16 protein-coding genes are annotated in these 22,471 nt (G+C 33.4%); 5 read left to right on the top strand and 11 right to left on the bottom strand.

Annotated elements, in window-relative coordinates; translation table 11 throughout:
* The first annotated feature begins 175 nt into the window (after nucleotides 1-175).
* The gene (locus tag EAG11_RS08645) at nucleotides 176-2,983 is read left to right on the top strand and encodes a pitrilysin family protein (RefSeq protein ID WP_129538834.1); all 2,808 of its coding nucleotides are present in this window, start codon (nucleotides 176-178) and stop codon (nucleotides 2,981-2,983) included.
* A gap of 126 nt (nucleotides 2,984-3,109) precedes the next feature.
* Nucleotides 3,110-5,185 (top strand): cytochrome c biogenesis protein CcdA, encoded by a 2,076-nt coding sequence (locus EAG11_RS08640; protein WP_129538833.1) that lies wholly within the window; start codon nucleotides 3,110-3,112, stop codon nucleotides 5,183-5,185.
* Between the two features lie 42 nt (nucleotides 5,186-5,227).
* Here EAG11_RS08640 and EAG11_RS08635 read toward each other — a convergent pair whose 3' ends face one another.
* Genes EAG11_RS08635 through EAG11_RS08615 form a run of 5 tightly spaced genes read right to left on the bottom strand, consistent with a single transcriptional unit; the run spans nucleotide 5,228 to nucleotide 10,803 of the window.
* On the bottom strand, nucleotides 5,228-5,917 hold the full coding sequence (locus EAG11_RS08635; protein WP_129538832.1) for a hypothetical protein: 690 nt from the start codon (nucleotides 5,915-5,917) through the stop codon (nucleotides 5,228-5,230).
* A 12-nt stretch (nucleotides 5,918-5,929) separates the two neighbouring features.
* The gene (locus EAG11_RS22615) at nucleotides 5,930-6,307 is read right to left on the bottom strand and encodes a PepSY-associated TM helix domain-containing protein (RefSeq protein ID WP_129538831.1); all 378 of its coding nucleotides are present in this window, start codon (nucleotides 6,305-6,307) and stop codon (nucleotides 5,930-5,932) included.
* 2 nt (nucleotides 6,308-6,309) lie between these two features.
* Nucleotides 6,310-7,086: a PepSY domain-containing protein gene (locus EAG11_RS08625; protein ID WP_129538830.1), complete on the bottom strand. Its 777-nt coding sequence runs from the start codon at nucleotides 7,084-7,086 to the stop codon at nucleotides 6,310-6,312.
* 7 nt (nucleotides 7,087-7,093) lie between these two features.
* Entirely contained in the window at nucleotides 7,094-8,353 is a 1,260-nt protein-coding gene (locus EAG11_RS08620; RefSeq protein ID WP_129538829.1) for a hypothetical protein, read from the bottom strand.
* Between the two features lie 23 nt (nucleotides 8,354-8,376).
* A complete protein-coding gene (locus tag EAG11_RS08615) occupies nucleotides 8,377-10,803 on the bottom strand; it encodes a TonB-dependent receptor (RefSeq protein ID WP_129538828.1) in 2,427 nt (808 codons plus the stop codon).
* A gap of 121 nt (nucleotides 10,804-10,924) precedes the next feature.
* Here EAG11_RS08615 and EAG11_RS08610 point away from each other — a divergent pair, with 121 nt between their 5' ends.
* Both EAG11_RS08610 and EAG11_RS21665 read left to right on the top strand, forming a co-directional pair.
* Nucleotides 10,925-11,929, top strand: coding sequence for an AraC family transcriptional regulator (locus EAG11_RS08610; protein ID WP_129538827.1), 1,005 nt, complete (start codon nucleotides 10,925-10,927; stop codon nucleotides 11,927-11,929).
* 288 nt (nucleotides 11,930-12,217) lie between these two features.
* The gene (locus EAG11_RS21665; RefSeq protein WP_164998677.1) at nucleotides 12,218-12,517 is read left to right on the top strand and encodes a hypothetical protein; all 300 of its coding nucleotides are present in this window, start codon (nucleotides 12,218-12,220) and stop codon (nucleotides 12,515-12,517) included.
* Between the two features lie 278 nt (nucleotides 12,518-12,795).
* Here the strand turns inward: EAG11_RS21665 and pgl are convergent, their stop codons facing one another.
* From pgl to EAG11_RS08585, 4 genes are all read right to left on the bottom strand, one after another.
* Complete coding sequence (gene pgl, locus EAG11_RS08600; protein ID WP_129538825.1) at nucleotides 12,796-13,548, bottom strand: 6-phosphogluconolactonase; 753 nt, start codon at nucleotides 13,546-13,548, stop codon at nucleotides 12,796-12,798.
* Nucleotides 13,549-13,558: 10 nt separating this feature from the next.
* Complete coding sequence (gene zwf / locus EAG11_RS08595) at nucleotides 13,559-15,067, bottom strand: glucose-6-phosphate dehydrogenase (RefSeq protein ID WP_129538824.1); 1,509 nt, start codon at nucleotides 15,065-15,067, stop codon at nucleotides 13,559-13,561.
* A 19-nt stretch (nucleotides 15,068-15,086) separates the two neighbouring features.
* Complete coding sequence (gene gndA, locus EAG11_RS08590) at nucleotides 15,087-16,493, bottom strand: NADP-dependent phosphogluconate dehydrogenase (protein WP_129538823.1); 1,407 nt, start codon at nucleotides 16,491-16,493, stop codon at nucleotides 15,087-15,089.
* 381 nt (nucleotides 16,494-16,874) lie between these two features.
* Nucleotides 16,875-17,285, bottom strand: coding sequence for a 5-fold beta-flower protein (locus tag EAG11_RS08585; RefSeq protein WP_129538822.1), 411 nt, complete (start codon nucleotides 17,283-17,285; stop codon nucleotides 16,875-16,877).
* 351 nt (nucleotides 17,286-17,636) lie between these two features.
* Between EAG11_RS08585 and EAG11_RS08580 the strand changes: the two genes are divergently transcribed.
* The gene (locus EAG11_RS08580) at nucleotides 17,637-19,160 is read left to right on the top strand and encodes a peroxidase, FMP-type (protein WP_207209629.1); all 1,524 of its coding nucleotides are present in this window, start codon (nucleotides 17,637-17,639) and stop codon (nucleotides 19,158-19,160) included.
* A gap of 114 nt (nucleotides 19,161-19,274) precedes the next feature.
* Here the strand turns inward: EAG11_RS08580 and EAG11_RS08575 are convergent, their stop codons facing one another.
* Together EAG11_RS08575 and EAG11_RS08570 are read right to left on the bottom strand one after the other, a co-directional pair.
* Nucleotides 19,275-21,692 (bottom strand): heavy metal translocating P-type ATPase, encoded by a 2,418-nt coding sequence (locus EAG11_RS08575; RefSeq protein ID WP_129538821.1) that lies wholly within the window; start codon nucleotides 21,690-21,692, stop codon nucleotides 19,275-19,277.
* Between the two features lie 89 nt (nucleotides 21,693-21,781).
* The gene (locus EAG11_RS08570) at nucleotides 21,782-22,345 is read right to left on the bottom strand and encodes an AraC family transcriptional regulator (RefSeq protein ID WP_129538820.1); all 564 of its coding nucleotides are present in this window, start codon (nucleotides 22,343-22,345) and stop codon (nucleotides 21,782-21,784) included.
* Nucleotides 22,346-22,471 lie beyond the last annotated feature (126 nt).

The following is a 22,471-nucleotide window of genomic DNA, read 5'->3' as shown; positions in this document are numbered from 1 at the left end:
TAGGGTAGTGATTACTATTGACTCTTTTAAAAAATAAGTAATGCATAAAATCATTCCTTATAAAAATATAAAAGTTTCGATTATTATAAATTGTTAAAAGTGCAGAGACAATTTTTTTAATGGAAACAGATTTTACTAAAGACAAGAATACACCAAAAATTACTATAAATAAAACATGAAAAAACTATTAACTGTATTTTCTCTTTTTTTGGCATTCCATAATGGCAACGCACAAGAGGTGAAATTAAATGACCCGCTCCCAGTAAATACTAAAATAAAAAAAGGAGTTCTTAAAAACGGAATGACTTATTACATATACAAAACAGATGTAATTAAAAATGTGGCGAGCTATTATATTATTCAAAATGTAGGTTCAATTTTAGAGAATGATGATCAACAAGGATTGGCTCACTTTTTAGAACATATGGCTTTTAATGGTACTAAAAACTTTCCAGGAAAAGGAGTTTTAAATACCCTTCAGAAACATGGTGCTGTTTTTGGAAAAGATATCAATGCATATACAGCATTTGATGAGACGGTTTATAACATGGATAATATTCCAACCAATGTAGATGGTTTAATAGATACTTCACTTTTAATCTTACATGATTGGGCTGATGGTTTATTGCTCACAGATGCAGAAATTGATGCGGAACGTGGCGTAATAAAAGAAGAGTGGAGAACCAGACAAAATGGTGATATGAGACTTTTTAAAAAATCATTACCATCTATGTTTAACAATACCAAATATGCAGATCGTATGCCTATTGGTCTAATGAGCGTTGTAGATAATTTTAAATACAAAGCATTAAGAGATTTTTATCACGATTGGTATCGAACAGACTTACAAGCAATAGCAATTGTAGGTGATATTGATGTTGCAGAAATAGAGCAAAAAATTCAAAAATTATTTTCAACTATTCCTGCAATCGCCAATCCGATTAAGAGAACGGTTATTGATATTCCTGACAATAAAGAAATGCTTTATAATTTAGGAATCGATAATGAAGTAACAACATCAAATATTTCTTTTAATATTAATCAGCCTAAATCATTAAAAGACGAAACTGTTGCCGATTATAAAGAGTTAGCTTTTAGTCGAATGGTATCAGGAATGTTAAGTTCAAGACTAAAAGAAATTGCACAAAAACCAGATGCACCTTTTTTTTCAGCTACATGTAGTTATCAGAGTTTAGCTCGTACAGAAAATACGTTCGGGTTAATGATTTCTCCTAAGCCAAACAAACAAGACGAGGCTTTTAAAATTGCTTTAACAGAGTTAAACAGAGCCGTAAAATTTGGTTTCACACAAGCAGAAATTGACAGAACTATTGCTGTTTATGACAATCATTATCAAACTAAAATTAGCAAAGTAGATCAGATTCCTCATTATGAAATTGTAAATACGATTGTCAAAAATTATTTAGAAAATCAAGCAATGACTGATGTTGCGAAGGAATATGAACTTTTTAAATCAATTTTTGAGAAAGCAAATACTACCGATTTTCACGAATTTATTAAAAAATTATACACAGACAACAATAGAGTTTTAGATGTAACGGGAGTTGAAGGAGATAATAACCTTACTAAAGAACATGCATTAAACATTATAAAGAGTGTAGAAAACGATGCGACTTTAACTGCTTACACTGATGAGTTTGTTGGAAAAACATTGATTTCAGATGTTGTTATAAAACCAGGCAAAATTGTTTCAGAAAAACATACTAAAGATATTGATGCAACAACTTTTGTTTTAAGCAATGGAGTTGTTGTTAACTATAAATTTACTGCAATCGAAAAAAACAATGTATTATTTGAAGCGGCAAGTTTTGGAGGAAATTCAATGTTGAAAGACGAAGATCTTCCATCAGCTGGTTTCGTAAGTAGCTTAGTACGAATGTCAGGTCTGGGAGATTATAACGCAACTGATTTGGCAAAAGTTTTAGCAGGTAAAAATGCAAATTCAAGAGTTGGTATTACAGATTTAGAAGAAAACATATCAGGAACTTCTACAACAAAAGATATCGAAACGATGTTTCAAATCATGCATTTACAATTTGTAAAACCACGTTTTGATGAGAATAGTTTTCAGGTTCTAAAAAATAATTTACAGAATAGTTTAATGCAACGTAAAGGCGATGTTGCTTATAAAATGGAAGATAGTTTGACTACTACTTTGTACGGAACCAATAATCCTAAAAAACGTTTGTTTGATGAGAAATTTGTAAAAGAGGTTTCTCTAGAAAAAATAAAATCAATTTATTTAGATCGTTTTAGTAACCCAGCAGATTTTATATTTTTTATTACAGGAGATATTCCAAAAGAAACACTTAAGCCTTTATTAGAAAAATATATTGCTAGTTTACCAACAACTAAGAATAAAGAAAACTGGAAAAATAATTCCGTTGCATGGTTAAAGGACAACAACAAAAAAGAAGTGCTTTTGCCAATGGAAGATCCAAAAGCTACAGTACGTATCGCCTTTAAAAAGCCTGTAAAATATAGTTTAAAAAACACCTACTTAATAAAAGTTTTGCAAGATGTTTTAGAAATGAAATTATTAGAAACTTTAAGAGAGCAAGAAGGTGGAACTTATGGAGCTAGTGTTTACAGCTCATTAACTAAAAGACCGCAAGAGCAAGCTACTTTTTATGTTTATTTTGATTGTGACCCTGAAAAGGCAGAAAAATTAGTTTCGATTGTTTTTCAAGAAATCAATAAAATTAAAAATGGTGAAATTGATAAGGAGGATTTAGAAAAGGCATTAACTAGCAATTTGAAGGATGTAAAGGAAGAAAAAGAATATACTAGTTATGAACTGAATGTACTTTACGACTACTTTGTTGAAGGTTATAATAGAAATGATGCAAAAAATAATGTGGATATAATTACAGCAATTAAACCTATTGATGTTCAGAAATTCACAGCCTTACTGATGAAGGATGCCCAAAGTTATGAACTTGTATTTAAACCTAAAAAATAATAAAGTAAAGGTTTTCGTTGTGGCTTTTATATTGGAGCTTTTGAATTAGTAAACAATCAACGAAAGTTTATTTATGGGGTCATTATTAGAATGACCCTATTTATTTATAGTATAAAAATTATTCTAATGAAAAAAATAATACCACTGTTAGCACTTCTTTTAAGTGTTAATGCGATATCACAAATTTATAAACCAGTCAAATGGACTACAGAGGTAGTCTTTGTTTCTGATACTAAATATGACTTAGTAATGGAGGCAACCATTGCAGATGGATGGCATTTGTATTCTCAAAGTGTGCCAGAAAATGGACCTGTACCCACTGCATTTACCATTACCAAAAATGCCAACTTTGAATTGATTGGTAAACCAACAGAAGGGATTGGTCGTACTATTAATGACCCTGTATTTAATATGAAGATTAAGTTTTTTGAAAGTAAAGCTGTTTTTAAACAGCGAATCAATGTGCTTTCTAAAAATGCTTTTAAAATTACGGGTGAAGTAGAGTTTATGGTTTGTGATGATGCCAATTGCTTACCACCAACTTATGTAGATTTAAGTTTTTCTATTCCTAAGACTAAAATTACTGAGGTAGTTGAACTAAAAGAGGATAAAAAAGAACTTGCTATAGTTACAACAATAGAATCGAATGCAACTTTAACTGATTCAATAGTAAAAGAAGAAATCTTGGTTGATGCAGTTTCTAAGGGAGACAATAAAGTAGCTTTGGATGAAAAAGGAATTGCTAAGAAGAAAGACAAATCTTCAGACAGAAGTTTATTAGCCATATTTATTATCGCTTTCTTTTCAGGATTTGCAGCTTTGTTAACGCCTTGTGTTTTTCCAATGATTCCAATGACAGTAAGTTTCTTTACAAAGCAAAGTAAAAATAGAGCTAAAGGGATTAAAAATGCAATTATTTATGGATTTTCGATTGTTATCATCTATGTTCTTTTAGGTTCTTTAGTTAGTGCTATTTTTGGATCAGATGCTTTAAATGCACTTTCTACAAACGTATGGTTCAATGTTATTTTCTTTGTGTTATTACTGGTTTTTGCAGTTTCATTTTTGGGAGCTTTTGAAATTATGCTTCCTAATTCGTGGGCAAATAAAGTAGATACTAAAGCAGATAAAGGAGGGCTTATCGGGATTTTCTTCATGGCATTAGCACTAGCTATTGTATCTTTTTCATGTACAGGTCCTATTGTTGGAACATTATTAGTTCAAGCAGCAGCAGGAGGAGATCAAGTTGGTCCAATAATCGGTATGTTAGGATTTTCACTGGCTTTGGCCATACCTTTTGCTTTATTTGCAGCATTTCCGGGATGGCTAAATTCATTGCCAAAATCGGGAGGATGGTTAAACACCGTTAAAGTTGTATTGGGCTTTTTAGAATTAGCATTAGCATTTAAATTTTTATCAAATGCTGATTTAGTATTGCAATTGCATTTCCTGGAACGTGAAGTGTTTTTAGCAATATGGATTGCAATTTTTGGTGTGCTTGCTTTTTATCTTTTTGGAAAAATACAATTGCCACACGATTCACCAGTAACGCATATTTCTGTAGGAAGATTGAGTTTAGGTTTAGTTTCATTAATGTTTACCATTTATATGATTCCAGGTTTATGGGGAGCTCCTTTAAACATTATTAGTGCTTTTCCTCCACCACAAAATTATAGTGAATCACCTTATGGAGTAGGAGGTTCGAGTAAAGTTAGTGAGGCAAGTGCAACTAGAGAAATTCCAGAAGGAGCACATTTAATGGCACCACATAATATTTTAGCTTTTAATGATTACGATTTGGGAATGGCTTATGCTAAAAAAGTAAACAAACCAGTCCTACTTGACTTTACAGGATATGCTTGTGTAAACTGCCGAAAAATGGAACAACAAGTTTGGACAAAAGAGCAAATTTTATCCATACTGAATAATGAGGTTGTCCTTATATCTTTGTTTGTAGATGATAAGAGGCCATTGGCGCCAGGTGATGAAATTGATTCTAAACTAAGACCAGGTAAGAAAATAAAATATGTTGGACAAAAATGGAGCGAGTTTCAAACTATAAAATATAAAACAAACGCACAGCCTTTTTATGTGTTAGTAAATCATAACGGAGATAATTTATTAGATCCGATTGCATACACTCCCGATGCAGAAGAATACCAAAATTGGTTAAAAACTGGAGTAGCTGCTTTTAAAAAGTAGTAAAATAAAAAATGGCCATCTTAAGTAAGATGGCCATTTTTTTTATTTAGAAACTAATACATTTGAAGTCAAGTTATGAAAAGCAAATTCATAATCCTTTCCTGGGCGTTCGTCTTTAATCTGAAGCTCGATTTGGTAGATTCCTTTTTCTGTAAAATCAAAATCTAAAACTCCATTTTGTAAATTCTTAAAAGTCTTTAATTCACCAGAAGGAGTAAATAATTTTACTTCAGCTTTCCCTATAGCATATTCAGGTAATGAAAGATTGATTTTCTTCTGGGTTAAATTAAAATTAAGAGGTAATTCATAATTTGTTTCCGTTGATTTAGTATTGCCAACCTGAACAGTTGACTTTGCATAGAAATATGGAATAAAAGGTGGCGTATTTGGAAAGTTTAACGCACCAATAGAAGTGTTTTTTACAATAACCTGATAGATTCCGTCTTCCTTAGGAGTGAAAGTTGCTTGATAATAATCTTGTTGCGAATTCACTTCTAAACGGCTTAGTTCCCCTTTAGGACTTTGTAACCACAGTTCAAAGTTTTTCACCATAGCCCATTCCTGGCCATTAACAGGTTCCCATTTTTCACCAACTTCAGCAAAATAGACTTTAACTAATTGTGAAACTCCTTTTTTCCCTTGAGCATTAGTTTCAACCCAAAGAGCATGAGCCATGCAATTTTGTAGGCCGAAAACGACCATAATAAATAATAAGATTTGTGATAATTTCATAAATTTTAAATGTTATGTATTAATAATTTTTGGGGTTCTTTTTTTCTTAAACTTTCGATTGTACCATATTATAAAACCTGTTATAGGAAGACTGGTACAGATTAAGCAAACTATAAAAGTTAAAATTTTGGCAGGTAAGCCATACCAAGTCCCTAGATGCAGTGACAAATTCATATTCTCCATCTTTAACTCGGTTAATAACTGAGAATTCAGATCTAATTTTTCACCCGAATAGATATTCACGTAAGTAATATCACCTCTATAAGTTACCATGCTAGTTTCATTCTCGGTTCGAATCATAAGAGCCCCTGATTTTGGATTCGGAATACCAATAGTAATTTGCGGAACAGCTGCTTTTTCATAAGGAGCCAAAAGATCTGCTAGAGGCATGGCTACTTTTGTGCTATCAGCCTTCGGCAATGTTTTCTGTAAATTGGCTCTCTCAGTAGTACCGCTAAAAGCCGTAAAAAAACATTTTTCACAGGTTCATAGGTTAAAATCAATCCAGTTATCGTTAGGATAATCCCCAATGGTAAAGCATAAAATCCTAATACATTATGCAGATCAATATTTAACCTTTTCCAGGTAGCATTCCATTTTACCTTAAAACTCTTATTAACATTCGTTTTATTCCATTTCTTTGGCCACCACCATATTAATCCTGATATCAACTCAATCAAAAATATAATGGTAGAGATACGGACAATCTGTGCGCCAACTTTACCTAATAATAGATTTGCATGTATCTCAGCTATAAAGCGAAAGATACCATAGGTAAAATCTATTTTTAATACCTCAGCTGTATAAGGATTCACATAAATGTTTCCTAAACCCAGCAACGGTGGTGTTGCTGAGCGATCAAAACACATGATCTTTATAGATTTAGTGGAGTCTTTATAGCTCGTATATTGCATCAGCATTATTTTCGGATATTGCTGTTTTACACTTTCCAAAATAGAATCTACAGGAAGCTTTTCTAGACCATCTTCAACTTTAACAAAACGAGCTTCTCTATTGACAAAATTGTTTATTTCATCGTGAAAAACAAAGGCTACGCCAGTCAAGCAGATGACAAAAACAATAATTCCAGAGGTTAAGCCCAGCCAAAGATGGAGCCAGTTATTAATTTTACGCCAAGTACTTTTTTGTTTTTTATCTTGTATTGCCATTTATCAATTAATTACCAGACAAGCGTACAAAACCTTTAACTTCTCCACCACGTGAGATAGTAAAGGCAGGACTTGCCGAAACACCATCTGCATTTAACTTATAGTACCCATTAACTCCTTCAGTTTTGTTGATAATACGAATAAACAAAGAGTCATCAATTACTTCTAGATTACCAATAGTAAAACCAAAAGTTGTTAAAGGAAGACCTGTAATTTGTTTAGCCGATTTACTTTCAATATCAACAGCATAAAAGCGGTACATAATATCCATTAGATTGCTATAAGAAGGCAATTCAACTTTTTTCTCAGATACATCAACAAATAACTTTCCATGATACACTCTTAAACTCCATAGTTGTGCTCCAGAAGGCATACCAAGATCTGTTGATTTTAGATACCAGCTCTGATCAAAATCGGTTTGCCCAGCTTTGATACGGAAGATTGTTGAAGGTTGTGGTTCTAAAACCCCTAAATTATTATTATCCCAACCCGTTGTTACCAAGTAGATACTTCCATCAGTAGCCTGAGTCCAAGCAGGAAATTCAGAACGAGCATGTCCTTGATTTTTGACAAAAGAGTGTACAATAGTTTTCTCAGGTTTGCTTGTTGCAATATCAATAACAGCTAATGTAAAATTGCGAGTATTGTCATTAAAACCAGAACCACCTTCGCGAGAATAATTAATATTAACAAACAATTTGCCTTCTTTTGCAACAATAGTCTGATCTCCAGTAGTAACATTAGTACTGATTCCATTGCCTTTTTCTACTAATTCAGTTAGATCAATTTCTCCAGTTCTTTTCATAGTAGAAGGGTTGAACTTTTGAATTTTTGTCTTCCCACGATCAGCATCAAAATAAAAACCGGTGTTTTCATCTACCACTAAGTTTTGTGCCGATGTACCGCATTTTATAAATCCAGATTGTTCTAATATCCCAGAAGCATTTAAAGAAAAACGTACAACACCTGTTTCTCCTGATAGAGTAGCTTTATTAAAGATCCAGTTTTTATAATGTCTAAAACCTCCATAAGCTCGAGCTTGTAAAGAATACCCGCCTATGTTGTCTACAGGACCATTAGGCAAATTAGTATAAGCCGCATAGTAACCTGCATTTGCTGTTGTGCTCTCGGCTGTTAAGAGTACATATTTACCCGATGCAGAAGGTGCTGTTGTACTTGTTTCATTATTGTCATCTTTACTGCAAGATGTTAGCATTAAACCACCCATAGTTAAGGATAGTACCGTAGTTAAAAATCTATTTTTCATCGTTATTTATTTTAATTTTAGGATTAATATTTCAAAATATAATTCAGCTTGAGGTGAAAGCTGCGACCAGCATTTTGCACACGGAAATTATCATAGACTGTTTTATCAAATATATTTTTGCATTCAATATTCACAGATAATAAGCGATCTTTCCATGGAGTCCACAGCATTCCAGCACTTTGAATTGTTTGTGTAGGAATGACATTAGGAGCATTAACCTTTGCATCTCCCCAAAGACCTAAAAATCCGTTAGGCTCAGTATCTTTAGGAATATAATCGAGGTAATATTGATGTACATAGCCCATATTCCAATAGATTTTTAATTGATCTTGTTTGTTAAAGACTTTTGAAAGATGTACATCGGTAGATAAATTGGCAAAGAAGAAAGGCATATTACGTAATCTTGCACCTTCCAAATAGTGCAACAGAGGATCTTCAACATGATACAGGCGGAAATCTTGATAGGTGAAGTTCCCATTTAGGCGCAACCAAGATAATGGAGTCACATGCAGATCAGTTTCTAAACCGATTCCTCTAACTTGCTCTACATTTATGTTTTGTGTGTAAATTAAGTTCATAGGTACTGCATGGATTAAGTCTTTGGTAATGCGATAAAAACCATTTAATTCTAAATCAAAAAGACCTTCTTTACCAGTACCAAAACCGATATTCCCATTTAAGCTGCGTTCTGGTTTTAGATTAAAATTCGATAATGCAAAAGAACCATCACCAAGTATCTCATTTTGTTCAGGTAGCCGTGTAGCCAATTCTCCAGAAATTCTCATAAAGGTCTGTTTCGTCCAATCGTATTTTAAGGATTCAGCTAATCCGAAGGTAGAGATAGTAGCCTTTGAGGTTTCTCCTTTTAACATTGCTGTATTTACATCAACTTCTTGCCCAACCATATTGGCATGATAAAATTTAAGCTGAAAGCTATTTTTTAGTTTTTCATCCATTAGATTAGAGTTCAGTCCTAATGTTGCTATAGCTTTGTTATAATCAGCTGGCAGACTTTGTAAGTCAACAGGATTCTGACCAGTAGTTTTGGCTCCATAGGGATCTTTTCCAGTTCGAGAAAAAGCATTGTAGATAAAGTTGAAAGCAATGTTATGATTAGCAGAAAGCGAATAATTTATTCCAGTTCGAGAGGTGAAATTAGCAAACCAAGCATCTAAAAGAGATGGATTTCCACTTTCCCCACGCTGATTTTGATTAACAGGAGGATGATATTTACCAAACCAATCATACGATCCTCTTAAAGTATCCACACGAAGACTATTGATTTTACTGTACACTAAAAATTGATCAACATCAAGACGGCCATCAATAAATTTCTTTTTATATCGTACAGTAGGAATTATAGGTGTGTACTGCTCATTATATGATGCGCCGTATGGTTTTTCCATCAATGCGGCAAACTGATTGTCACGCTTGATGTAAAAAGATGTCAATCCTACACGAAATTCATCTGCCCAAGATAAATCTCGTAACCCGATAAAAGCTTCCGCGTAGATTTGCTTATAAGCATTATGGAAGAGTTTTACTTTTGTCGGAATTACATTAGCTGTTTCTTGATCAGGCACACCTGCTATAACAGAATAATTATTATCTGAATAATTGTAGAAAGAATTTAAACCCCAGAAAAGTTTGCGATCAGGAGTATTATACAATAAATTGGCTGATACTCTATGCGTATTAAAGGAACCTAACTCATAGGATAAGGCTAAATAACGCTGTTGATCTGCACGAGAAACCATGTTAATAGCTCCTCCGAGTGCGTCTGCACCAATATTGGTAGGCAATACACCTTTAAAAACCTCAACACGTTCGAGGATATTGATTGGAATTGCCGAAATATTAAATGCATTGCCCAGGTAATCTGTAGGGATTCCGTCTTTAAAGACTTTAATAGCTTTTCCTTGAAAACCATTTAGCATGATATTAGTGTTAGCGCCTAATCCTCCCGACTGACGTATGCGTACCCCTGCTGCCTGATTCATTAATTCAACTAGAGTAGCAGCCTGTCCCTGAACAGCTTTCGTATCGATGATCTCAGCTTTAACTGTTTCACTTTTAGCTGATTTATTAGCACTCTTTCCGTAAACTTTAACTTCATCAATTTGAACAGATCCATCCGAAAGGATAAATAAAAGTTCTAAGTCTTTTTTGTCTAGGAGGTGCAAAACTCGTGATTCAGTCTTCATTCCCATATAGCTTACCTTTAAGGTATCAGACTTTGTAGGGATTGTGTTTAAATTAAAATAACCTTGAGCATCGGTTTGTACATGGAGATTAGCGCCAGTTAGTATGATATTTGCAGCATGAATTGCCGATCCATTTTCAAAAAGAACCTGACCATGTATGCGTTTAGATAAATTTTGTGCTGTTACCTCTGTTATTATCGAACAGAAGAAAATCAAAAATGTAGCTGTATAGTATAAGTATTTCATTTAATTTATAAATTTGCATTATTAAGACTTAATAAAAACAAGTGCAAAAATAAAGAGATAGGTATACGGTATTAACAGCATTATATACGGTAATAGCAGTAATATCTAGGATTAGTATGTTATGATGAAAATTGAATTAAAAAACACCCAGTTAACTCTTCCCAAAACTGTTATCGAAGTAAATCGGGGATATATATTGTCTGGTCAAGAAAGTATTTTAGAGACTCAAACCAAGATTGAAACTAAGGAATTTAAGATTGAAAAACGTACAATTCAAATTGATGGAGTATTCATTCATTTCTACAAAAAGAATATTTTTGAACAACAAAAATTAAAAGTTCTAAGTACATCAGGCTATATCCAAATGCATTTTGAACTCTCTACTGGAGCTACTTTGTATGAATCACGTGAGAGCAATGGTTCTGTTTTACCTACCTATCAGGGACAGCATATGTTATTTTTTGAGCCTTATTTAGATGGTTATTTGACTTTTCCAATTTGTTCGGGTGCTACAACTGTTGAAATTGAACTGTCTGAAGAATGGCTTAAAAAACAATTCGGAGAACAATTGTCTTTACTTCAGGATTTTGCTTTTGCTTTAAAAGGAAGTCGAGCCGCTATTTTAGGAGGGCAAGCATATCCGATATGCCCGGATATTTATCGCATCATCAAACAACTTTATGATTGCCCTTATGTAGGCGATTTAAAGAAGTTTTTTATAGAGAGTAAATTACTAGAATTGCTTACCATAAAAATACATAAGGCTACAAATAGTTTACCAACAAAACTTTTAACCAATATATCCAAAATAGATAAGGAAAGACTTTTTCATCTGAAAGAGCTTCTTGCATCGGTTAAAGCGGAACAATATACAATTCAACAAATGACAGAGTTGACTTTTATGAATCGTACAAAACTGCAAAGCTCTTTTAAACAGCTCTTCGGAATGACTATTCATGAATTTGTAGTAGATAAAAGAATGGAGGAGGCTTATCAGCTCTTATCATACTCATCAGGCTGGACAGTTGCAGAAGTAGCTCGTCAGGTTGGATATAAACACTATAATCATTTCTCCACAGCCTTTAAGAATAAATTTGGTATTTCACCGAGCAAAATTTCAAATTAATTTTAGTAGAAAAAATAATACATTTGTACAAATTAAGATTAATTGCAAATGAGTATTCAAAAAATTCCTTTAACAAAAGACGAAAAAGTTATTCTTAAGAGCAGATTTAGAACACACTTATTTGCAATTATTTTTATAGTTCTTCCCGTGTGTATTTTGTTGCTTTTTATGATTGAAAGTTTAATTAATCAAATCCAGTTGTCTAATTATGATTTCATGTTTTTTTTCGGATCTATATTTGTAATTCTCCCTTCATTTTTTTTTATCAAATACCTTGTACCTTTTTACATGGAATCTTATAAAAGCAGTAAGAAAGCAGATAAGTGGGTAATAAGAACACGTGTTTTGAATATCAAAACAAGTTATCAGCAAAATACAATAGGAGTTGGCTATAATAAATTCAAAAAATTAAATGCTGTTCATGAATTTACAACAGACCACGGCTTCAGTATTAATTCAGATAATGTATTTATTGGTAATCCAAAAAATAATTTAAACAATTCAATAATGGCTATTGGTTCAACTATAGAAATTCATTGTCTAGATGACAATTGTACTCAAATTCTAGTTTTTAAGAAAATAGGGTAATATCATATCAAATTTAAAATCAGAAATAAGTCTGCTTTTTTAAGGATTTGCATATAATAAAATAATCTTCAAAATGAAGAAAGTAAGAAGCTAGTTTAATTCTAATTTACAATTAAAAGAACTTATAGCTTCTAAAATTTTTAGACAATATTTTACTCTATTTGATATAGATCTCGTGTGGTTTGTTAAAATCAAGACACTGAATTTCAGTGTCTTGATTAGTATTTAGTCTGTCTTTTTTACTCCGAATAGTTATTCGAACAGATTATTAAGATAGTTTATGAAAGACCTAAAATAGCTTCAGTTGCCCCTTGGTTATTTATTCCAGCAGCACTATTATCTACTAAAAACAGTAATTCTCCCGAAACAGGTTTAATTAATTGCATTGGGTAGGTATTAGGATTATAATCTCCGTATAATACTTCTTTCAAGGCATGAGCCTTTTTTTGACCAAAAGCAACTACAACTATCTTCTCTGCTTTATTTATTAAAGGAGCTGTTAAAGTAATACGATGCATATTTTGTGATTCTAATCGGTAGGCAGCTACCCATTTTGTTTGCTCATGCAATACAGCTTCACCTGGAAAAAGAGAGGCAGTATGACCATCATCACCAAGACCTAACAAAATAAGATCAAATTTTCCGTCAGGACCTAAAATAGTTCTAATAGACTCTTCATACTCGGCTGCATAATCTTCGGCTGAAATCCCATCTTTGTACATTGGGAATATATTATTTTCAGGAATAGGCACATGGCTTAAAAGAGTATCAAAAGACATTTTTGCATTACTGCGATCGTCTTCTAGAGGTACCCAGCGTTCATCGCCCCAAAATATATAGACCTTATTCCAGTCAATTTTAGTTTGGTATTCGGGAGAAGCTAATAGCTTGTATATACCTGCTGGAGATGAACCTCCTGTAAGTACGGCTGTAAAGTTTCCTTTTTCAAGTATTGCTTTTTGTGCAGATGCTACAAAAAGGGCAGCAGCTTTACTATTAATGGCTTCTATAGTATTATATATCTGTATCATTTTAAACTTTTTATTTCACAATATTTTGTGTGTTAGCAACCCAAGCGTGTCCTTGACGGGCAAGTAATTCATCTGCTGCTTCAGGTCCCCAGCTTCCTGCTTTATAATTAGGAAAATCAGTTGGGGTATTATTTTTCCATACTTCCTGAATCGTATCAATCGCATCCCATGCCTGTTCAACTTGATCCCAACGCATAAATAGTGTAGGATCTCCTGCTAAAGCATCAGAGAGCAGAGTCTCATAAGCTTCTGGCGACATTGTAGAACATTGAAAATAATCAAAAATCATTTCTGCAGGTTGTAAAGAAAGAGACAAACCAGGTTTCTTAGTCATAAACTGTAACTTAATATCCATTGCAGGTTGAATATTTATGATAAGCCTGTTAGGAGTCATTCCTTGATTATCATATGAAAACGAGGAATGAGGTACTGGTTTGAACTGGATGATAATCGAAGATTGTTTTTCTTGCATTCTTTTTCCTGTACGCAGGTAAAAAGGAACACCTTGCCATCTCCAGTTATCTAGATAAATTTTCATTGCCACATAGGTTTCTGTATTCGAGTCAGGAGCGATGCCTTTATCGTTTCGGTATGCAGGAACGGGATTACCTTTTATAAAACCTTCATCATATTGGCCTCTAACAGTGTAATGATTAACTTCTTCAGGTTTTATACGTCGGATAGATTTTAGTACATCAGCTTTACGGTTTCGTATGTCATCAGCTCCTAATGAAGCAGGTGCTTCCATAGCAGTCATACATAAAATCTGAAGCAAATGGTTCTGTATCATATCTTTTAAAGCACCAACTCCTTCATAAAAACCACCGCGCTCTTCAACGCCCACTTCTTCTGCTACAGTAATCTGAACAAAATCAATAAAGTTTCGACTCCATAATGGCTCAAACATAGAGTTTCCAAAACGGAATGCAAGGATATTCTGAACGGTTTCTTTACCTAGATAATGATCAATACGGTAAATCTGTTCTTCCTTAAAAGTTTGTGATAACATTTCATTAAGTTCGATCGCAGAACTTTTATCATAACCAAATGGTTTTTCGATAATGATTCGATCTCGTTTTGCTTTGGCAGCAAGACGTAACTTTTTCATGTTGCCTGAAATTGTAGCTATAAATGAAGGTGCTATAGAAAGATAAAAAAGTCTATTGGCACGTACACCAAAATCGGCATCAATACTAGATAGCTTTGCATCTAATTCGTGATAGGATTCTTCTTTGTCAATATCATGTCTCAAATAGGTAATATGAGAAATGAATTGCTGCGTTTCTTCGTTAGAAAGCGCTCCTTTTCTTGAAAAACTCTTTAAGTTTTCGATTACATAATTACGAAATTCTTCATCACTTTTTTCAGCTCTTCCTAGGGCAATAATCTGAAATTTTTCTGGCATACGGCCATCGAGGAATAGATTTTGAAATGCTGGAAAAAGCTTTCTTTTTGCTAAGTCACCGGATGATCCAAAAATAACAATTATAGTTGGATCAGTATTTTTGACATTATTCATTGTTTTCACTTAAAGTTTCTTAATCATTCCATTGAGTATGAAAAGTACCCGGGAGATCAGTGCGTTCGTAGGTATGTGCTCCAAAATAATCACGTTGTGCTTGAATCATATTAGTCGGAAGATTTTCAGATCTATAAGAGTCAAAATATGCTAATGAGTTCATAAGCCCAGCTACAGGTAATCCTTTTTGTACAGCAAATTGAATAACTTCTCTAATACCAGCTTGAGTTTCATTGAATTTAGCTGCAATATCAGTATCTAAAAGAATGTTTGGTAAATTAGGATTCGTTGCAAATGCTTTTCTGAAATCTTCAAGAACATCTGCTCGAATGATACAACCACCACGCCATATTTTTGTAACAGTCTCTAAATTTAGTTCGTAATTATATTCTTTAGAAGCAGTTTTAAGTTGTGCCAAACCTTGAGCATAAGTAATTAGGATAGAAAAGAATAATGCATCTTTTAGTGCACTAATTGCTTCGGGTGCGTTTACAGTGGCCTGTTTGTCATTCCAAACTAATTTGGTAGCAGCTTCAATTCTTTCAGGCTTGCTTTTTGACATATCACGCATAAAAACTGCTGCATCAATGGTAGGAACTGGTACTTGTAAATCCATAGCATTTTGAGAAGTCCATTTTCCTGTTCCTTTAGATTTAGCCCAATCAGATATTAGATTAATCAATCGTTCTCCATTTGGTTCTTTTACTTTAAGAATAGCTCCTGTAATTTCGATTAGAAATGATTTAAGATCAGTTTGATTCCACTCATTAAAAGTATTTTCTATGGTATCTTCATCAAGATTATAACCACGTTTCATCAGGTCATAAATTTCAGAAATAAGTTGCATGATTCCGTACTCAATTCCATTGTGAACCATTTTTACATAGTTACCTGCTGAACCATTTCCTAAATATTCTACACATGGTTCTCCATCTACTTTGGCAGCTATAGCTTCAAAAATAGGACGAAGTCTTTCGTAGGCTTTTTTGTCACCTCCAGGCATCATGCTAGGACCAAATCTTGCTCCTTGCTCACCGCCAGAAATTCCCATTCCAAAGAAATGAATTCCTTTAGCAGATAATTCAAGAAATCTTCTGTCAGTATCAGTAAAGTAAGTGTTTCCACCATCTATTATAATATCACCTTCATCCAGATGAGGTAAAAGGCTTTGAATTGCGCTATCGACAGGCTTACCTGCAGGTACCAACAACATAATCGCTCTTGGGCGTTTGATAAGTTCTACAAAATGTTTAACATCTGTTGTTGCTTCTAATGTATGCTCTGAATCAGCCTCCTGTTGTAAAGAGTTGACTTTTTCTGTATCTAAATCTAAACCTGCAGCAGCAAATTTTTGGCTGGCAATGTTTAAAAGTAGGTTACGACCCATTACGCCGAGTCCGACAATGCCAAAATCAAATGTGTTCATAGTTTTTTAAATTAACTAAGTTATTAGTGAGTTTTTATTTGTAATGCATTGAAATAATGAGTAGTTATGCTGTTTTTTTAATGCGTTACAAAGACCGAATTCTATTTTGTCGACAGTTTTTTGCCATCCAAAAACGGTTGCGCTAAGTTAAATAAAAAGGTTGGAATACTATAGAATAAACTAGTTGATCTATTGTATTGGCTCAGTCGCTTTTATGAATCGTACTTATAGTTAGGGATTTAAAAATCTAAAAAAATAAGAATCTTGAATAGTATTGTTATTTGAGAACTGCTATTTAGATGATAGTTATATAGTTTATGTTAATTAAAATTGAATTTGAACGCATCAATTAGACTTTCTATTTTGACAAAATTGTAGGTTTTAATCAAAGTTGAAAAAGAAATAAACTACAGCTGCCCATTCTTTGCTCACCCCTCTAGCATAGCCAATTGTACTATGATTACTATTTTGTACAGTTCCGTCATCTTTAATGTAACCGATGGTCGAATGATTACTGTTCTCTACAGTTCCGTTACTTTTTACATAACCTACAGTAGAATGGTTACTGTTCTCGATAGTCCCATTACTTTTTATATATCCAATTGTACTGTGGTTGCTGTTTTCTATTGTGCCATTACTTTTGATATAACCTACTGTAGAATGATTACTGTTCTCAATAGTACCATTTGCTTTAATATAGCCAACTGTGCTGTGGTTTCTCGATTCTATGGTTTGTGCTTGCGTAATAGTAACTGCTCCTATTGTTAAGATAAAAAATAGTGTTTTTTTCATTTTAAATGTTTTAAAATTAGAATGATTTGGTTTTTGGTTGTGTTTTATTATAGGCTTGCACAATTTGTATACCATTTTAAGAGCTATATTTTTTTGCTCTATGTATAGAAATCAAAAGTAGAGATTATTTATATCGACAAAATAGAAATATTCATATCAGAAAATCAAATTTAGGATGATATAAAACGAGTAAAAACACCTAGTTAGTTTTTCAAATTTTACGTTATTATTGTATGCCTCTATGTAGTAAAAGAAAAACTTGTTGCTTTTATGAAATAGGCAATGGATTTTTATATATAATTTAAGTTCAACTTGTGAATCCCCAAATCTGTAACTAAAAAAAGATATATCATGCTTAAACCAAAAGAAGAAATTGTAGAAAAAAAGTTTTATGCCAAGGCAGTTGGATCTTCGGATCTTTGGGAAAAATTTAAAGAATACGGAAAGTTAACCATAAATGATGAAATGAAACCTTTTACAGATGAAACTGTAGAAGCTCAAGAAAATAAGGCTGAATATGGTGTTTTAGAATTATTAGAAGGAACATGGGTAAGTTATAAAAGTGATAATGATAAGGAACATGGGCGAATAGGTACAGGAGTGCATACAACCATTATGCCTTCACCCGGTGTAAACTTAGGAACGATTCCCGGAAAATATAGTTTTGAATGCGAAGAATATATTGAGGCATTAACATTCTCTTTAGTTCCTGGTGGTATACGCAATCGAGGTGGAGTTAGCGAACAATTTTGTGGAGCTGTAAAGTATGAACAAAGTATTAAAAGTGTAAATAAAATAGAAGGTCAAAAAGATTTAAAATATACGCCAATTCATGAGGAAAACGGAATGTATCTTTGGCTTAGCGATCTTTACAATCATGCAGCTACAGCAAAATCAATTGAAGAAGATCGAGGTATTCTTACTCAATCAGAGGAAGATAGAATTAAGTATAAATTTAAAGGGGAATACAAAGATGAGACGCTTGTCAAAATAAAAAATGATCAAGGCGCATTTGAGTATATAGCCATAAGTCAATTAAAAGAAGGGCAAAAATACTATGGGGTAGTTCCTGCAAAAGAACTAAAACCTGGATTTGGTTTAGATGGCCCCTATTTTATTCCAGATTATTCTATTTCGCGTAGCGGTGTAATTCCTCATGGAAGTACTATTACCTTATTAGGTGATCTTGTTTCTCAAAAAGGGAAATATGTAATTGGTGGAGCACCAGAATTTCCAAAAGGCATTAAAGCTTGGGATTTTGATCATCTTTCGATTTCAAAAACAATGGGAGGTGCAGATACAAGTCACGACGGACCAATTAATCTAGATGATCCAGCACCAAAATGGGTACATGAAAAACTAACTCACGAAAATGATCCTCGTGAAAATAAAATTTATACACAGCGAATACTTGCTCACAAATTATATCCATATTCAGTAAGACCAGATTTGCGATTAAGGGATTCTATAAATGGAGAAGAAATTGATGAATATATCTCAATTCATATGTCATCAAAAAATAAAACTGGAGCACAAGGAGGAATATTAAATGTTCCTTTTGTGAATCGTTTTGTGCCAACTGTTGAAATGAATGTGAATATGTGGGTTCAAAGAGTACATGATAAAATCTTAAATAAGAAAGTTCTTCAGCTGCAATATGAACAAATTATATTTTTCGAATTTAATTTTGGAGATGATGGAGGTACTACGAGTTGGCCTCATATACAGGTTAATACGCTCCGTAAGATAGAAGACGTTCCTGCTGAACAGAAAGCTGTAATAGAAGAGCAATTTAAAGGTATTAAAAAAACGGATGATAGTAATAAAGCTAGTTATTCCATTTCAGATTCAAGATGTCCTTACCACAAAGAATAAACGGATATAAAAAAAACTCCACCGTATCTATGTAAAAAGTTACGGTAGAGTTATAATCATTTTAGAAAAGAAATAGAGAAGCCGTCTAAATTAGACGGCTTCTTTCATTTATGTTTATTTTTTCCATTTCAAACGTAAGCTATTACTAACAACACTTACACTACTTAAAGCCATTGCAGCACCAGCAATCATTGGGTTCAACAAAAATCCATTAATGGGATATAATATACCAGCAGCAAGAGGAATACCAATAAGATTATAGATAAAAGCCCAGAACAGATTTTGCTTAATTGTTAATACCGTTTGTTTAGATAGACGTATCGCTTGTGGTATTTTTGTCAAGTCAGATGAAATAATGGTCATTTTTGCTACGTCCATAGCAATATCACTTCCTTTACCCATTGCAATACTTACGTCAGCTGTTGCTAGTGCGGTACTATCATTAATTCCATCGCCTACCATTGCCACTGTTTTACCCTGCTGTTGCAATTCTTTTACAAAATCGGCTTTGTGCTGTGGTAATACTTCAGCCTTATAATGTTTAATTCCAGTTTGCTCAGCGATAGCTTTTGCAGTCGCTTCGTTGTCTCCAGTAAGCATATAGAGTTCAATACCCATATCTTGCATTTGCTTGATAGCTTCAACAGATGTTTCTTTGATTTTATCAGAAATTGCAATAACAGACAATGCCTGCTTACTATCAGTAAACCAAATTACAGTTTTTGATTCTTTGCTCCATACACCTGCCTGATTTAATAATTGATCGGCAATAGTAATATTGTTTTCTTCTAATAATTTTTTGTTACCTACAAAATAAGTTTGCCCCATATAAGAGGCTTTTGCTCCTTTACCAGTGATGCTATCAAAATCTGATAATAGGACAGTTTGTACATCCTCGAAATTTTTTACTACGGCTTCGGCCAAAGGATGTTCAGATTGTTTTTCAATACTAATTAAGATCTCTTTTGTTGTATCTTCATCGTCAAGCCATTTAACTCCAGTAACTTGAGGCCTTCCTTCGGTAATGGTTCCAGTCTTGTCTAAGACAATAGCAGAGACTTTCCTTGCTAGCTCCAAACTTTCTGCATCTTTAATCAAGATACCGTTTTCTGCACCTTTACCAACACCAACCATTATTGCAGTAGGAGTAGCCAGACCCAAGGCACAAGGACATGCAATAACCAATACAGTAACTGCGGCCATTAATGCTTGTGCTACAGCATTTTCTCCTCCTAGTACCAACCAAGTAATAAAAGTAATAATGGCTATTCCAATTACAATTGGAACAAAAATACCTGCAATCTTATCTACCAATTTCTGAACAGGAGCTTTACTCCCTTGAGCATCTTGCACCATCTTTATGATCTGAGCAAGCATGGTTTCTTTACCTACTTTAACTGCTTTAAATTGAAAGCTTCCTTTTTGATTTATAGTTCCAGCAAACACTTTTTCATGCTCTTTTTTCAATACAGGAACTGGTTCACCGCTAAGCATACTTTCGTCAACATATGAGTTACCAGAAGTGACTATTCCATCGACAGCAATTTTTTCACCTGGTTTAACCAAAATAATAGCTCCAACACTCACATCTTCAATAGCAATTTGTTTTTCAGTTCCGTCAGCTTGTATAACCATCACAGTTTTTGGTTGTAAGCCCATTAGTTTTTTAATAGCTGAAGAGGTATTGCCTTTTGCTTTTTCTTCTAACAATTTACCTAATAGAATGAATGTAATAACTACAGCAGCTGCTTCAAAATATACGTGAGCGTGTAATCCTCGCTGATGCCAGAAATCCATGAAAAGCATGTTAAATACACTAAATAAATAAGCAATTCCTGTACTCAAAGCAACTAACGTATCCATATTGGCAGAGCGGTGTTTTGTTTGCTTCCATGCGTTTATGAAGAAGTCTTTACCCAGCCAAAGAACTACAGGAGTTGAAAAGAACCACATGATTTCATTGCCATATGGCATATCCATAAAGAACATACCAATAACTACAACAGGTAACGACAGTATAACTGCCCAAATAGTTTTATTTTTTAATTTTCTGAATTTATCAGCATGGATAACTTCCAATGATTCCTGTTGTTTCGTTTCGTCTACAATGAGTAAGTCGTAACCAACAGCCTGAAGAGCTTTCTGTAACTTAGAAGAATCTGTCATAGTAGGAAGATACTCTACAGTTAAATTTCCTGTTGCAAAGTTTACAGAAGCATCAACTACCCCAGATTCAAATTTCGCAATATTTTCTGCACTACCTGCGCAAGAAGCACAGGTCATTCCAAGGACTGGAAAAGTATTTTTAACCGTCGGCACACCATATCCAAGGTCTTTAATAGCCTTAACTGCATTACCAACTACCTCATTGTTGGTAACTGTAATAGCCGCTCTACGGTTGTTTAATTCTATTTTGTAAGTTTCGACACCTTTTACTTGTGCCAATCCCTTTTCTATAATTAATGCACAATGTTCACTATCTACATTCTCCAGAGGAATGTAAATTATTTCTTTGGTTGTATTCGTCGTCATAATTTTGCTTGTTGTATTTCAATTGCAAAGTTCGTGACAAGATCTATGAATTCTATTGTGAAATTATGGATTTGATTTGTAATATTTACTTATACCTTATCTAATGGCTTTCTTTTATCTTCACGAATTTGTTTGAAATGGCTAGGAGTTAATCCTGTAACTTTTTTAAACTGATTACTAAGATAGGCAACACTCGAATAGTTCAACCGATCTGCTATTTCACTTAAAGTTAGTTCATCATAAACTAAAAGCTCCTTTATCTTTTCGACTTTTTGAGCAATAAAATATTTTTCTATTGTTGTACCTTCTACTTCCGAAAACAGATTAGAAAGATAATTGTAGTCATGGTTAAGTTTTTCACTCAATATATCAGATAGATTATTTTTCGAATCATTATCCTGATGATGTACCAAATCTATAATAATGTTTTTTATCTTTTCGATAATTCTACTCTTTTTATCATCAATAAGTTCGAACCCCAAAGGGACTAGTACACTTTCTAGTGCACTTCTTTCGTCAGAGGTTAGTTCCTTTGTAAGGGTAACTTCTCCCAACTTAATATTTGTAAAGTCCAAACCAAGCTTTTCAAGTTCATCTTGAACTACCATTATGCAGCGGTTACAGACCATGTTTTTAACGAATAATGTATTCATGTTCCTTGTTTTATATTATAAATATATTAGCAAAATTAATATTAAAATTCAATTAACTATTCATTATAAATAGTAAACGGAGTAAAATATTTTAAGGCTTTAAAGAGCTAATAACTTATAAAATGA

Origin of the sequence: Flavobacterium sp. 140616W15, assembly GCF_003668995.1 — a bacterium.
Lineage (GTDB): Bacteria > Bacteroidota > Bacteroidia > Flavobacteriales > Flavobacteriaceae > Flavobacterium.
The sequence above is the reverse complement of the archived record's forward strand: the minus strand, read 5'-3'. Positions and strand labels throughout refer to the sequence as shown.

What these genes read in the sequence shown, in the direction of transcription:
- EAG11_RS08645 (WP_129538834.1), top strand. Translation starts at nt 176, where the DNA reads ATGAAAAAACTATTAACTGTATTTTCTCTTTTTTTGGCATTCCATAAT.
- EAG11_RS08640 (WP_129538833.1), top strand. Translation starts at nt 3,110, where the DNA reads ATGAAAAAAATAATACCACTGTTAGCACTTCTTTTAAGTGTTAATGCG.
- EAG11_RS08635 (WP_129538832.1), bottom strand. Translation starts at nt 5,917, where the DNA reads ATGAAATTATCACAAATCTTATTATTTATTATGGTCGTTTTCGGCCTA.
- EAG11_RS22615 (WP_129538831.1), bottom strand. Translation starts at nt 6,307, where the DNA reads ATGCCTCTAGCAGATCTTTTGGCTCCTTATGAAAAAGCAGCTGTTCCG.
- EAG11_RS08625 (WP_129538830.1), bottom strand. Translation starts at nt 7,086, where the DNA reads ATGGCAATACAAGATAAAAAACAAAAAAGTACTTGGCGTAAAATTAAT.
- EAG11_RS08620 (WP_129538829.1), bottom strand. Translation starts at nt 8,353, where the DNA reads ATGAAAAATAGATTTTTAACTACGGTACTATCCTTAACTATGGGTGGT.
- EAG11_RS08615 (WP_129538828.1), bottom strand. Translation starts at nt 10,803, where the DNA reads ATGAAATACTTATACTATACAGCTACATTTTTGATTTTCTTCTGTTCG.
- EAG11_RS08610 (WP_129538827.1), top strand. Translation starts at nt 10,925, where the DNA reads ATGATGAAAATTGAATTAAAAAACACCCAGTTAACTCTTCCCAAAACT.
- EAG11_RS21665 (WP_164998677.1), top strand. Translation starts at nt 12,218, where the DNA reads ATGGAATCTTATAAAAGCAGTAAGAAAGCAGATAAGTGGGTAATAAGA.
- pgl (WP_129538825.1), bottom strand. Translation starts at nt 13,548, where the DNA reads ATGATACAGATATATAATACTATAGAAGCCATTAATAGTAAAGCTGCT.
- zwf (WP_129538824.1), bottom strand. Translation starts at nt 15,067, where the DNA reads ATGAATAATGTCAAAAATACTGATCCAACTATAATTGTTATTTTTGGA.
- gndA (WP_129538823.1), bottom strand. Translation starts at nt 16,493, where the DNA reads ATGAACACATTTGATTTTGGCATTGTCGGACTCGGCGTAATGGGTCGT.
- EAG11_RS08585 (WP_129538822.1), bottom strand. Translation starts at nt 17,285, where the DNA reads ATGAAAAAAACACTATTTTTTATCTTAACAATAGGAGCAGTTACTATT.
- EAG11_RS08580 (WP_207209629.1), top strand. Translation starts at nt 17,637, where the DNA reads ATGCTTAAACCAAAAGAAGAAATTGTAGAAAAAAAGTTTTATGCCAAG.
- EAG11_RS08575 (WP_129538821.1), bottom strand. Translation starts at nt 21,692, where the DNA reads ATGACGACGAATACAACCAAAGAAATAATTTACATTCCTCTGGAGAAT.
- EAG11_RS08570 (WP_129538820.1), bottom strand. Translation starts at nt 22,345, where the DNA reads ATGAATACATTATTCGTTAAAAACATGGTCTGTAACCGCTGCATAATG.